This is a genomic window from Pseudomonas sp. 2822-17, from assembly GCF_002742485.1.
GTDB lineage: Bacteria > Pseudomonadota > Gammaproteobacteria > Pseudomonadales > Pseudomonadaceae > Aquipseudomonas > Aquipseudomonas cyclaminis.
Window position 1 is genome coordinate 95,598 of record NZ_LJRZ01000392.1, and the last position, 11,643, is coordinate 107,240.

Sequence of the window (11,643 nt, forward strand, 5' to 3'; positions counted from 1 at the left end):
CACACGACTGGTACAGCGCATGTGACAGTTTGTGCCATAAACGGTACAGCCTGTGACCGGTGGGTCGGCACGGGATTGCATCTGTCGCAGGGCTGGGGGATGCTGGGCGTTCTCACGCAGGGAGAATAATAAGAACATGCACAACGATCATTTCAGCCGCCATGCCCAGCAAGTCATCACCGTGGCGCGTGGCCGCGACCCGTCCAGCGATCCGTCCATCGCCCGTTCCTGGCTGCGATGCCTGGAGGACTACCACCTCGACCCTGCGCAAACCATCGCCCCCACCGTGCTCGAACACGGCCGTTTGCTGGAAAGCCGCGAGCGCCTGCAACAAGTCCTGCACATCGCCGGCACGGAGATGAACAGCCTGCACCAGCAACTCTCCGGCGCCGGCCACGCGGTGCTTCTCACCGATGCGCGCGGGGTGATCCTCAACTGTGTCACAGCGCCGTCCGAGCGCAAGATTTTCGAGCGTGCCGGGTTGTGGCTCGGTGCTGATTGGAGCGAGGCCTGCGAAGGCACCAATGGCATCGGCACCTGCCTGGTGGAGCGCCAGTCCCTGACCATTCATCGCGACGAGCACTTCCGTGGCCGTCATACCGGGCTGACCTGCTCGGCAAGCCCGGTGTTCGACCCCCATGGCGAACTGCTGGCAGTGCTGGACGTGTCGTCGGCCCGGGAAGCGGTGTCGCGCCAGAGTCAGTTCCACACGATGGCGCTGGTGAATCTGTCGGCGAAGATGATCGAGAGTTGTTACTTCCTGCGTCACTTTGAACATCACTGGTTGCTGCGCTTTCACTTGCAGGCCGAGTCGGTGGGCCTGTTCAGCGAAGGGTTGCTGGCGTTCGATGGCGAAGGGCGCATTTGTGCGCTCAACCAGAGCGCACTGAACCTGTTGGGGCAGGTGCGTGGCGATTTGCTGGGGAAACCTGTGGAAGCGTTTTTCGACTGCTCCCTGGATCAGTTGCTCGGTCGCGCCAGCGCCAATGCGACCGCCAGTTGGCCGCTGCGTACCCGTGACGGGCGGCGCTTGTTTGCCGCGTTGCGTGGGCTGCCGCGCAGTGTGTCGGTACCCATCAACAAGCCGGAGCCTGCCCGTCTGGCCGGCATCTGCCTGGGTGACCCCGCGTTGCAAAACGATTTCCGCAAGGCCCTGCGGGTATTCGAACGGGATGTGCCGCTGTTGATTAACGGGGAAACCGGCAGCGGCAAAGAAGCCTTTGCCAAGGCTGTGCATCACGCCAGCCAGCGTGCCGACAAAGCCTTCGTCGCCCTCAACTGCGCCGCCATCCCGGAAAGCCTGATCGAGAGTGAGCTGTTCGGATATCGCGGCGGCAGTTTCACCGGGGCACGCAAAGAAGGGATGCAGGGCAAGTTGCAGCAGGCGGATGGCGGCACCCTGTTCCTCGATGAAATCGGCGATATGCCTCTGGCGCTGCAAACCCGTCTATTAAGGGTGCTGGAGGATCGCATGGTGGTACCCATCGGCGGTGAGCCCGAGGCGGTGAACGTCAGAATCGTCAGCGCAACGCACCGCAATTTGCTGGCGCGTGTGCAGGACGGCAGTTTCCGTGAGGACTTGTATTACCGGCTCAATGGCCTGGAAGTGGGTTTGCCGGCGTTGCGCGAGCGCAGCGATAAATCCCAGTTGCTGGATTTCCTGCTGGCTGAAGAGGCGGGCGGGCAAACCGTACAACTCGACCCGGCAGCGCGTTCGGCGCTGCTGACCTTTGCCTGGCCCGGTAATGTGCGACAACTGCGCACGGTTCTGCGCACGCTGGCGGCGCTGTGTGACAACGGGCGCGTGGGGCTGGAAGACTTGCCCGCGTCGATCCGCCAGGCCCGGCCGCAACCGGTGACGGGGGCCAAGCCCGCAGAGTTACCTCTGGAAGACGCCGAGCGACTCGCCTTGCTTACCGCCCTGGAGCAACAACGCTGGCACATGACCCGCACGGCGGAGCAATTGGGTGTCAGCCGTAACACACTCTATAGAAAGCTGCGCCGGCACGGCATCGCACGGGCGTCCCTATCCGGGTGACTGTGGTCAGGTCCTACAGCTAAAGAGTGCGATTTTCGCCCCCCTGCGCTAACCTGCCTCGATGTTTACGAGGTCGACTATGCACATTCATATTCTTGGTATCTGCGGCACTTTCATGGGCTCGATGGCGGTTTTGGCCAAAGAATTGGGTCATCACGTGACAGGCTCCGATGCCAACGTTTACCCGCCCATGAGTACGCAACTCGAAGCCCAGGGCATTGAGCTGACCCAAGGTTACGACCCGGCGCAATTCGACCCGGTGCCGGACCTGGTGGTGATCGGCAATGCCATGTCCCGTGGCAACCCGGCCGTCGAGTATGTGCTCAACAAAGGTTTGCCTTACGTGTCCGGCCCGCAATGGCTGGCCGACCACGTGCTGCAAGGCCGCTGGGTACTGGCCGTGGCCGGCACTCACGGCAAGACCACCACCAGCAGCATGCTCGCCTGGGTTTTGGAGCACGCGGGCATGAGCCCCGGCTTCCTGATCGGCGGTGTGCCGCAGAACTTCTCGGTGTCGGCGCGCTTGGGCGATACGCCGTTCTTTGTGATTGAAGCGGACGAATACGACAGCGCGTTTTTCGACAAGCGCTCCAAGTTTGTCCACTACCGTCCGCGTACGGCGATCCTGAACAATCTTGAGTTCGATCACGCGGATATCTTCCCCGATCTACCGGCGATTGAGCGTCAATTTCATCACCTGGTGCGCACCATTCCGAGCGAAGGCCTGGTGATTCACCCCACCACCGAGCCAGCCTTGCAGCGCGTGATCGAGATGGGCTGCTGGACGCCGGTGCAAACCACCGGCGCCGGCGGGCAGTGGCAGGTCAAGTTGCTCAGCGAAGACGGTTCCAGGTTTGAAGTGCTGTTCGAAGGCGAAGCCCAGGGCATCGTCGAATGGGACATGACCGGCCAGCACAACGTCGCTAACGCCTTGGTGACGTTGGCGGCGGCGCGGCATGTGGGCGTGGTGCCGTCCATGGGCATTGCTGCGTTGAGCGCGTTCAAGAGCGTGAAGCGGCGCATGGAAAAAGTCGCCGATGTGAACGGGATTACCATCTACGATGACTTTGCCCACCACCCCACGGCGATCGCCACCACACTGGATGGCCTGCGCAAGCGTGTGGGAGATGCTCCGATCATTGCGATCATCGAACCGCGCTCCAACTCCATGAAGCTCGGCGCGCACCGCGATGGCTTGCCCGAAAGCGTCAACGACGCCGATCAGGCTGTGTGGTATGCGCCGCCCAACCTCGGCTGGGACCTGCCGGGCATTGCAGCGTTGTGCACCGTGCCGTCGACGGTTTGCGACAGCATTGAAGGCATTATCGAGTACGTCAAACAGCAGGCCAAACCGGGCACCCACGTGGTGGTCATGAGCAACGGCGGCTTTGGCGGCCTGCATGGCAAGCTGGCCGAGGCGCTCAAATGAGCGGCCCGGAACGCATTACCCTGGCGATGACCGGTGCTTCGGGCGCGCCCTATGGCCTGCGCCTGCTCGATTGCCTGGTGCGCGAGGACCGCGAGGTGCACTTCCTGATCTCCAAGGCCGCACAACTGGTGATGGCCACCGAGACCGACGTGGCACTGCCGGCCAAGGTGCAGATGATGCAGGCCTTCCTCACCGAGTACACCGGTGCGGCGGCGGGGCAGATCAAGGTCTACGGCAAAGAAGACTGGATGTCGCCGGTGGCCTCGGGCTCCGGCGCGCCGGCGGCGATGGTGGTGGTGCCGTGCTCCACTGGCACCTTGTCGGCGATTGCCACCGGGGCCTGCAATAACCTGATCGAGCGCGCGGCAGACGTGACCTTGAAAGAGCGTCGCCAGTTGATCCTGGTGCCACGCGAGGCGCCGTATTCGAGCATTCATCTGGAGCACATGCTCAAGCTGTCTAACATGGGCGTGACCATCTTGCCCGCGTCGCCAGGCTTTTATCACCAGCCGCAAACCATTGATGATCTGGTGGACTTTGTGGTCGCGCGGATTCTCAACCTGCTCAACATCCCCCAGGACATGCTGCCGCGTTGGGGCGAGCACCATTTGAGCAGTGATGAATAAGGCGCTGCTGCTGGTGTTGGCGTTGCACCTGACCGGCTGCGCCACGGCCCGCACCCTGGACGCCGCGCAACCGGGCGCGCCGGTGGTGTATGCCGGCACGCGGTTGGACCTGTATGCGATGAATGGCGGCTGCTGCGCCAAGGACCGGTTTGGTGCCGAGGCGCCGAGCTATCCCGGCGTCGACCTGCCGGCGAGTGCGTTGCTCGACACCTTGTTGCTGCCGTTGTCGGTGTTGACAGTGCTGGGCGTGGGGTTTAATGCCACGGGCGGGCTGTAGCCTGGATCTTAAAAACACCACAGGCCAATGTGGGAGCTCTTACTTACCCAGTTTGCGCAGATCGTCCGACTCCACCACCCGCACCCCATCCTGCTCTTCCAGCGCCAGGCGCCACATGGCTCGGGCCAGCTCGCACACTTCGATCCCTCTGTACTTGCCTGGAATCAACCGTGACAACGGTCCGGCCAGTTGCTCGGCCAAACGCGGCTCCAGCCGTTCTCCCAATAACAGCGAAGGCCTCACGATGGTCAGTTGCGGCCAGCCTTGGGCCTTGAGCGCCTGTTCCATTTCCCCTTTGACACGGTTGTAGAAAATCGAGGATCTGGGGTCGGCGCCAATCGCGCTGATCACGATCAGGTGCCGTGCGCCCAGTTCCCGCGCGCGCTTGGCGAAGGCGACGACCAGGTCCAGGTCAACCGCACGGAAGGCCTCTTCCGAGCCGGCTTTTTTGATCGTGGTGCCCAGGCAGCAGAAGGCGATATCCACCCGGCCGCTCAGTTGCGGCAGGAACACCGCCGGGTCACCCACCGGGTTTTCCAGGTGCGGATGTTCGGCCAGCGGCTTGCGGCTCGGCGCGAGCACGCGGGTTACGGTGGGTTCGTTGAGCAGGCGGTCGAGCAGGTGTTCGCCAGTGAGGCCGGAGGCCCCCGCGAGCAAGATATGCTGAGGTGTCAGGTACATAGTGTTTCCCCCTTGTTACACGTTACAGCTTAGTTGCCTTTGGCTTCCTTGCTATTCATTGAGACGCTTTCGAGCGCCTTTCGTGCCTGTTGTTTGCGTAAAAGTTGCCAATGGGCGATCACGCCTTTGGGGGCCCAGATCTGCGGTTCGGACGCTTCGAAATTGTCGGCCTGTTCGCGTTCGCTCACATGCAGCTGCGCCAGTTTGAAGGCTTGCTGCAAGTCGTCGGTCTGGTTGAAGGCTTGGGCGAAGAGGGCGTCGCCAAAGTAGGTGAAGTCGGCCTCTTCGGAGCAGCCGAAGGACACGCGGTCGGCGCGGGAAGCCGTCATGATCAGGGTGCGATCATCTTTGAGCGCGGGGATAAAACCGCCGGAATAGCAGGCGGAAATCACGACGATCTTGTCGCGGTTTTTCAGCGGTGCAAGCACGGCGGCCAGCTCATCGGCCGGCAAGTCGGCCAGCTCCATGCGTGGCTGGTCCAGGACCAGTTCATGTTCGTGGGTGCCGTGGCTGGTCATGTAGATAAACACCAGGTCTTCCGGGCCGGTGCGCTCGGCCAGGGTTTGCACGGCGCGGCGCAGGCTTTCGCGGGTGGCCAGGGGGCGGTCGGCGATATGGTCGCGGTGGTTGACCAGGCGGATCTGCCCGCGTGCGCCGAAGCGCGTGGCGAGCATGTTGCTGACGTAATCGGCTTCGCGCAGGAAAACGCTTTGTTTGCCGTCGCCGGCCACGGCCAGGGTATACAGCTCCACGGCAGGTGTTGAGGCGGGCACGGCGGCGAGCGCAGCATCGAGCAAGCGGCCTTGGACCAGCACGCCGATTTCCAGCGGGTCGGGCAGCAACGTGCCGTCGGCGTCACGCACGCGCATGCCGTTGACCCAGGTCCCGGCCTGCACGGTGCCGTCGGAGAGTACCAGGGTGCCGCGACCCTGATAGTTGTCGCTGTCGAAGCCGCCAATATAGAAGCTGCCGTCGGTGAGGTTCAGGCGGCCTTCGCCGGTAAAGCGCCAATCGCTGAACTGGCCGACGTAATGGCTGCCGTCCACGCCGATCAGCTCGCCCTTGCCGCTGAGCGCGCCTTCCTTGAACTGGCCGATCCACACGTCGCCGTCGGCGTTTTCATAGCGGCCCTTGCCGTTGAGCTGGTTCTGCTTGAATTGGCCGACATAGATGTCGCCGTCGGCGCTGTTGAAGGTGCCGTTGCCCTCCAGCTGTCCATCGACGAAGTGCCCGCTGAACTGGTTGCCGCTGTCGTCGTTGCGCTGGCCTTCGCCGTTGGGTTTGCCGTGGGCGAACTGGCCCTGGTACTGGCTGCCGTCGGCCAGCTCCAGGCGGCCGAGGCCGGAATATTGATCGTCTTTGAATTCGCCACGGTAGGTCATTTGCCCCTCTTTGAGGGTGCCTTCGCCGTTCCGCCGGCCGGCGCGGAAACCGCCGACATACTGGCTGGCTGCGGTGGTCAGGCTGCCCTGGCCGTCGAACAGGCCTTGCTGGAACTGGCCCTTATAGACTTCGCCGTTGCTGCCGTGCCATTCGCCCTGGCCGTGCCACTGGCCCTTGTCGAACGCGCCGGCGTACCAGCTGCCGTTGGGGTAGTCCACACGGCCCTGGCCTTGCAGCAAACCGTTGACCACATCGCCCCGGTAGCGGCCGCCGTCGGGCAGGCGCGCATCGGGCGGCAACAGCGATTCGCCGTCTCCGCAAGCGGTGAGCAACAGGGCAAGGGCAAGGGGGGCGAGTGGGCGCATAGCGGGATCCGGATAATTGAGCGCCGAGTATGCCGCAGCTGCGAGGTTCATACATAAATTTACATGCCCTGTGGTGAGTTTCAGTCCCTCACCACAGGGAAGCGCTTACACGAAGCAGAGTGACAGCGACTCAGCGATGTACGCCGGTTTTTCCTGGCCTTCGATTTCCAGCGTGGCGGTGGCCTTGAACAGCCACTGGCCGGGTTTTTTTTCGGTGACATCAGTGAGGGTGACGTTCAGGCGCACCTTGGAATTGACCTTCACCGGCTGGATAAAACGCACGCTGTCCAGGCCATAGTTGACCGCCATTTTCAGGCCTTCGGGCATGATCAGGATGTCTTCCATCAACTTGGGCATCAGCGACAGCGACAGGAAACCGTGGGCAATGGTGCTGCCGAACGGCGTTTGCGCCGCCTTGACCGGGTCGACGTGGATGAACTGATGATCGCCAGTGGCCTCTGCGAACAGGTTGATACGTGCCTGGTCGATGGTGAGCCATTCGGAACGTCCCAGTTCCTTGCCGACATAATCTTTGAGCTGCGCTACAGGTACATAGGGCATTGCGTCTCTCCTTGGTTCATCGATGCAGTTTTATGGATTACAGAGAACCAATGTAGATCATCACGAGCAACCAGCCCGGTCAACCCACCATGCTTTTGGCGAATGCCGATGCATAGGGCCGGCATGCTTATAATGCGGGCGGGTTCAGAGGGGGGAGAGGACGGATGCTGTTACGTGGTCTGACATGGCTGGTGCTGTTTCAGTTGATTGGCACTGCGATCAATCATTTGCTGCTGCCGGTACTGCCGGGGCCGATCATTGGCCTGTTGCTGATGCTGGGTTTCCTGATCTGGCGTGGCGAGGTGGGCGAGCCGCTGAGCCTCGCGGCTGGCAGCCTGTTGCGCTATTTGCCATTGCTGCTGGTGCCGCCGGCAGTCGGGGTGATGGTCTACGCCAAGGACATCGCGGCTGATTTCTGGGCCATTGTCGGCGCGCTGGTGCTGTCACTGGTGATCGCCATGGCTTTTGTGGGCGTGCTGATGCAACAGATGGTCAAGCGCAAGGAGAAGGATCAATGATCTTCGACTGGTATGGCGCGTGGACGGCCGTCATTCATCATCCGCTGTTTGGTATCGGTATTACCCTGGGCGCCTATCAACTGGTGCTCGCGGGGTTCGAGAAAACCCGCTGGATCTTCCTGCAACCGGTGCTGGTCTCAATGCTGCTGGTGATCTGCGTGTTGCTCACCTGCGGCCTGAGCTACGCCGAGTACCGCAAGAGCACCGAAATCATGGGTATTCTGCTGGGGCCTGCCACGGTGGCGCTGGCGGTGCCGCTGTATCTCAATCTGCGGCGCATTCGCCAATTGTTCTGGCCGATTTTTACTACGCTGGTAATAGGCGGCGTTCTGGCTACCGGCCTGTGTGTGCTGCTCGGCTGGTGGTTCGGTGCTGAACACATGATGCTGATGACCATGGCGCCCAAGTCGGTAACCTCGCCGATTGCCATGCTGGTGGCCGAACAGATTGGCGGTGTGGCGGCGCTGGCGGCGGTGTTTGTGCTGATCACGGGTGTCGTGGGGGCGATGGTGGGGCCGGCGCTGCTGTCGCGCCTGGGCGTGCACAGCCCCGAGGCGCGCGGCATGGCGTTGGGCATGACCGCCCACGCCGTCGGCACCTCGGTGGCCCTGCAGGAAAGCGAAGAGTGCGGCGCCTTTGCGGCGCTGGCCATGAGTCTGATGGGCGTGGCCACGGCGGTGTTCCTGCCGTTGGCTGTGTCAGTGATTGTTTAAACCAGGTTTAAGGAAACCTTTATGAGTCTGGCGCTGTTCCCGCTCAATACTGTGCTGTTCCCCGGTTGCACCCTCGACCTGCAAATATTTGAGGCGCGCTATCTGGACATGATCAGTCGTTGCATGAAAAAGGGTGAAGGCTTCGGCGTGGTGTGCATCCTTGACGGCAAGGAAGTGGGCATGGCCCCCGACGGCTATGCGCTGATCGGCTGCGAAGCGCTGATTCGCGACTTCAAGCAACAGGACAACGGCTTGCTGGGGATTCGTGTCGAAGGTGGGCGCCGTTTCCGCGTGCGTGACGCTAACGTGCAGAAGGACCAACTGCTGGTGGCCGACGTGCAATGGCTGGGCGAAAAGCCGGACCGGCCATTGGCAGACGAGGATGCCGATCTGTTGGCGTTGCTTGAAGCGTTGGCCGAGCATCCCATGGTCGCCTCGCTGGACATGAACGCCCACGCCGATGGCCAGCAAGCCTTGGGCAATCAGTTGGCTTATCTGCTGCCCTTCACCGAGGCTGACAAGATCGACCTGCTGCAACTCGACGATCCGCAACAGCGGCTGGATGCAATCCAGATGCTGCTCGATGAGCTACAGGGTGAGTTGTTTACCTGAGTTTCGGAATTCACTGGCCAGACTCTCGGAATTTTCCTTCGTTGCGCCTTGGGGCCGACTGAAATAGTCCCCGATCACACACCTTGATCTGGGGATGGGAATGATTCGGCTAACGCAATCGGAAATGGCCACTTGGGACGCCTTTTTTGTCAGCATCACCACGCAACTGATCCGCAAGGATGAAAAGCGCGGCGCTGAATTTATCGCCACGCGCGCCGCAGAGATCGCCGATGAAATGCTCTTGGAGCGGCGCGAGCGTTATACCGAACGCCGCGTCGCGCCAGTCGACTGGATTGGCCCCGCCAAGGGTCAGTAGGCGTACCTGAGCAGTGCGTGGGATGTGCCAGTAAAGGCGATAAACCCAAGAACTGCCACCACGGCCGGTAGCACCAGCCACCAGGCTTTGGCCGGCATCGGCGGCAACGGGCTGCGGTATTGGCTGACCGTCAGGCTGAATGCGCATACGGTCATCGCCAGCAGCGTGCCGGCCAGGATGTCGCTGGGCCAATGAGCGCCCAGGTACACCCGAGACAACGCGATAAATGCGGCGGGAATGCAGCCCAGCAATATCCAGGTCAGGCGCAGCCGTGTCGGTTGGCCGCGTCCGGCCAGCACTGCCAGTGCCAGGAAAAACGCAAAGGCGCCGGAGGCGTGGCCACTGGGCATGCTGAAGCTGGTGAGGGGGTCTGTCAGGATTTCCGGGCGACCACGGGCGAAAAACAACTTGGTCCCGGTGTTGATCACGGCGGCCCCGGCCAGCGTGGCGCCGACAAACAGTGCGTGGCGCCATTGTCGTGCCAGTAACAGCAGGCCGGTGAACACAGCGCTGGCGACGAACATCTTCTTGAACTCACCCAACTGGGTAACCATCACCATGGTTTCATCCAGCCAGGCGCTGCGATGCTCCTGCACCAGCGCGCTCAGACCCTGGTCGAAATCGTTGAGGTGGTGATAGCCGATAAACAGCGCAAGCAAAAGAATCAGACTGGCGCAGCCTGTCCACAGGGTGGCGCGACGATGGCCGCGCAGGCTGCTGTTCAAGGTCAGTCCCAGCAGTACCGCCAGGCAGGCCGTGACAACACCTGCCTCCGGCCAGAAACCTTCCGGCAGCGGCAGGCGGAACGCGGCGCCAGTGGCCCAGCCCGGCAGCAAGTAAGCCACCGTCCAGCCAGCAGCGGCAAGAACGCTCACCAGGGCAAAGCGCGGGAACGGCATGTCGCACATGCCAGCCACCATCGGCAGCATCGGGCGCAGGGGGCCGATGAAACGTCCGACCAGCAGGCTGGCGATGCCGTACTTGTGAAAGTAGGTCTCTGCACCATTCATCCATTCGGGGTGGTGGCGCAGGCCGGGCAGGCGCCGGATGTTCTGGTGGAAATGTCGGCCCAGGAAGTAGGAAACCCCATCGCCCAGCAAGCCGCCGAGAAAGCCCAGCAACAGCGTTTCACTCAACGACAGCGCACCGCTGCCGGCCAGCGCCGCAATAGCAAACAGCAACACCGTGCCCGGCACGATCAGCCCGGCGATGGCCAGGCATTCCACGCACGCGACGATAAACACCGCCGCCGCCAGCCATTGCGGGTTGACGGTCAGCCAGCCAGTAATGCTATCGAGCCATTGGCCCATAAAACCTCACTCCCTCTGTGAAATACATAACCCTTAGTCACTGGAAATCAATTGTGGGAGGGGGCTTGTCCCCCTCCCACATTGGATCTGCTGTGCTTTCGGTTCTTATGTTCATTCAAATCAAAAAATAATCCCGGCCTTCGACCTGGCCCCGGCGTAGCGGGTTCCGTGTGCAATACGGCGCATAGCCAGCATCGACAAAGCGGTACATCAGGTGTTCATCGCGCCCACTGGGGATGCCCAGGCGGGTTGTCTGGATGATCTGGGTCGGAACCTGGCCCACGTCTTCGACGTAGAGCAGTTCCTCGTCAAAGCGCTTGGCGTCCCACATCGGCACTTTCAGGCCCAGGGCTTTGCACAGCAGGGTCTGGCCGGCACACAGTTTCTGCGTGGGGCGCGGGCTGCCGTCGGCATTCGGGTTGTTCAATAACATCTGCGCCAGGCTGGCCGGGCCGGAGATTTCGTCCACCCACGGATAAGCCGATTTGATCAGCACGGCATTGCCCGGCCCCTGGGCGCTGAAGTTCAAGGAATCGCCGCCACGGGCGTAGTACATGTAGATATGGCCACCATCCAGAAACAAAGCCTTACGCTTTTCTGTGTAGCCCAGTGAGGCGTGGCTGCCTTTTTCGGCCACGTAATAGGCTTCGGTTTCAATAATTCGCGCCGAAAGCCAGATTTCGCCGACGCGATGGCGTATGACTTTTCCGAGCAAGTCGCGCGCAAGCAGTTGCGCATCTCGGTCGAAGAAGCAGTCGGGCAGGGCGCTGGAGGGGAGTTGGGGCATGGCGGTCAGGGGTTAATACGGCTAAAT

Annotated in this window: 13 protein-coding genes; 8 read left to right on the forward strand and 5 right to left on the reverse strand. The window is 61.8% G+C overall.

The genetic code is table 11. From position 1 onward, the window contains the following. The first annotated feature begins 136 nt into the window (after window positions 1-136). The 4 genes from AOA60_RS12380 (at window position 137) to AOA60_RS12395 (ending at window position 4,370) form a co-directional block, all read left to right on the forward strand. Window positions 137-2,038 (forward strand): sigma-54-dependent Fis family transcriptional regulator, encoded by a 1,902-nt coding sequence (locus tag AOA60_RS12380; protein ID WP_099584658.1) that lies wholly within the window; start codon window positions 137-139, stop codon window positions 2,036-2,038. Window positions 2,039-2,117: 79 nt separating this feature from the next. After that, window positions 2,118-3,467 (forward strand): UDP-N-acetylmuramate:L-alanyl-gamma-D-glutamyl-meso-diaminopimelate ligase, encoded by a 1,350-nt coding sequence (gene mpl, locus AOA60_RS12385; protein WP_099584659.1) that lies wholly within the window; start codon window positions 2,118-2,120, stop codon window positions 3,465-3,467. Continuing rightward, window positions 3,464-4,093 carry a flavin prenyltransferase UbiX gene (gene ubiX / locus AOA60_RS12390; RefSeq protein ID WP_099584660.1) on the forward strand — a complete coding sequence of 210 codons (630 nt, stop codon included), beginning with the start codon at window positions 3,464-3,466 and terminating at the stop codon, window positions 4,091-4,093. The genes mpl and ubiX overlap by 4 nt, the downstream gene beginning before the upstream one ends. After that, on the forward strand, window positions 4,086-4,370 hold the full coding sequence (locus tag AOA60_RS12395; protein WP_099584661.1) for a YceK/YidQ family lipoprotein: 285 nt from the start codon (window positions 4,086-4,088) through the stop codon (window positions 4,368-4,370). The genes ubiX and AOA60_RS12395 overlap by 8 nt, the downstream gene beginning before the upstream one ends. 39 nt (window positions 4,371-4,409) lie before the next feature. Here the strand turns inward: AOA60_RS12395 and AOA60_RS12400 are convergent, their stop codons facing one another. The 3 genes from AOA60_RS12400 to AOA60_RS12410 form a co-directional block, all read right to left on the reverse strand. After that, window positions 4,410-5,051, reverse strand: a complete 642-nt coding sequence (locus tag AOA60_RS12400) for an oxidoreductase (RefSeq protein ID WP_099584662.1) — start codon at window positions 5,049-5,051, stop codon at window positions 4,410-4,412. 29 nt (window positions 5,052-5,080) lie between these two features. Then, on the reverse strand, window positions 5,081-6,799 hold the full coding sequence (locus AOA60_RS12405) for a C13 family peptidase (protein ID WP_099584663.1): 1,719 nt from the start codon (window positions 6,797-6,799) through the stop codon (window positions 5,081-5,083). 105 nt (window positions 6,800-6,904) lie between these two features. Continuing rightward, entirely contained in the window at window positions 6,905-7,360 is a 456-nt protein-coding gene (locus tag AOA60_RS12410) for a MaoC family dehydratase (RefSeq protein ID WP_003194496.1), read from the reverse strand. Window positions 7,361-7,524: 164 nt separating this feature from the next. Here AOA60_RS12410 and AOA60_RS12415 point away from each other — a divergent pair, with 164 nt between their 5' ends. From AOA60_RS12415 to AOA60_RS12430, 4 genes are all read left to right on the forward strand, one after another. Continuing rightward, on the forward strand, window positions 7,525-7,878 hold the full coding sequence (locus AOA60_RS12415) for a CidA/LrgA family protein (RefSeq protein ID WP_032884588.1): 354 nt from the start codon (window positions 7,525-7,527) through the stop codon (window positions 7,876-7,878). Continuing rightward, a complete protein-coding gene (locus AOA60_RS12420) occupies window positions 7,875-8,591 on the forward strand; it encodes an LrgB family protein (protein ID WP_099584664.1) in 717 nt (238 codons plus the stop codon). The genes AOA60_RS12415 and AOA60_RS12420 overlap by 4 nt, the downstream gene beginning before the upstream one ends. Window positions 8,592-8,612: 21 nt before the next feature. Continuing rightward, window positions 8,613-9,203, forward strand: a complete 591-nt coding sequence (locus AOA60_RS12425; RefSeq protein ID WP_099584665.1) for an LON peptidase substrate-binding domain-containing protein — start codon at window positions 8,613-8,615, stop codon at window positions 9,201-9,203. Window positions 9,204-9,303: 100 nt separating this feature from the next. Next, entirely contained in the window at window positions 9,304-9,519 is a 216-nt protein-coding gene (locus AOA60_RS12430; RefSeq protein ID WP_099584827.1) for a hypothetical protein, read from the forward strand. On the opposite strand, the gene AOA60_RS12435 is transcribed toward AOA60_RS12430, so the two are convergent. Next, entirely contained in the window at window positions 9,513-10,829 is a 1,317-nt protein-coding gene (locus AOA60_RS12435; protein ID WP_099584666.1) for a bifunctional DedA family/phosphatase PAP2 family protein, read from the reverse strand. The genes AOA60_RS12430 and AOA60_RS12435 overlap by 7 nt on opposite strands. Before the next feature lie 115 nt (window positions 10,830-10,944). Beyond that, window positions 10,945-11,616, reverse strand: coding sequence for a DNA-3-methyladenine glycosylase (locus AOA60_RS12440; protein ID WP_099584667.1), 672 nt, complete (start codon window positions 11,614-11,616; stop codon window positions 10,945-10,947). Between the last annotated feature and the right edge of the window lie 27 nt (window positions 11,617-11,643).

Bases quoted from the DNA above. Each gene is read 5' to 3' on its own strand.
- AOA60_RS12415 (WP_032884588.1), top strand. From the start codon at position 7,525: ATGCTGTTACGTGGTCTGACATGGCTGGTGCTGTTTCAGTTGATTGGC.
- AOA60_RS12435 (WP_099584666.1), bottom strand. From the start codon at position 10,829: ATGGGCCAATGGCTCGATAGCATTACTGGCTGGCTGACCGTCAACCCG.
- AOA60_RS12440 (WP_099584667.1), bottom strand. From the start codon at position 11,616: ATGCCCCAACTCCCCTCCAGCGCCCTGCCCGACTGCTTCTTCGACCGA.
- AOA60_RS12410 (WP_003194496.1), bottom strand. From the start codon at position 7,360: ATGCCCTATGTACCTGTAGCGCAGCTCAAAGATTATGTCGGCAAGGAA.
- AOA60_RS12400 (WP_099584662.1), bottom strand. From the start codon at position 5,051: ATGTACCTGACACCTCAGCATATCTTGCTCGCGGGGGCCTCCGGCCTC.
- AOA60_RS12430 (WP_099584827.1), top strand. From the start codon at position 9,304: ATGATTCGGCTAACGCAATCGGAAATGGCCACTTGGGACGCCTTTTTT.
- AOA60_RS12380 (WP_099584658.1), top strand. From the start codon at position 137: ATGCACAACGATCATTTCAGCCGCCATGCCCAGCAAGTCATCACCGTG.
- mpl (WP_099584659.1), top strand. From the start codon at position 2,118: ATGCACATTCATATTCTTGGTATCTGCGGCACTTTCATGGGCTCGATG.
- ubiX (WP_099584660.1), top strand. From the start codon at position 3,464: ATGAGCGGCCCGGAACGCATTACCCTGGCGATGACCGGTGCTTCGGGC.
- AOA60_RS12425 (WP_099584665.1), top strand. From the start codon at position 8,613: ATGAGTCTGGCGCTGTTCCCGCTCAATACTGTGCTGTTCCCCGGTTGC.
- AOA60_RS12405 (WP_099584663.1), bottom strand. From the start codon at position 6,799: ATGCGCCCACTCGCCCCCCTTGCCCTTGCCCTGTTGCTCACCGCTTGC.
- AOA60_RS12420 (WP_099584664.1), top strand. From the start codon at position 7,875: ATGATCTTCGACTGGTATGGCGCGTGGACGGCCGTCATTCATCATCCG.
- AOA60_RS12395 (WP_099584661.1), top strand. From the start codon at position 4,086: ATGAATAAGGCGCTGCTGCTGGTGTTGGCGTTGCACCTGACCGGCTGC.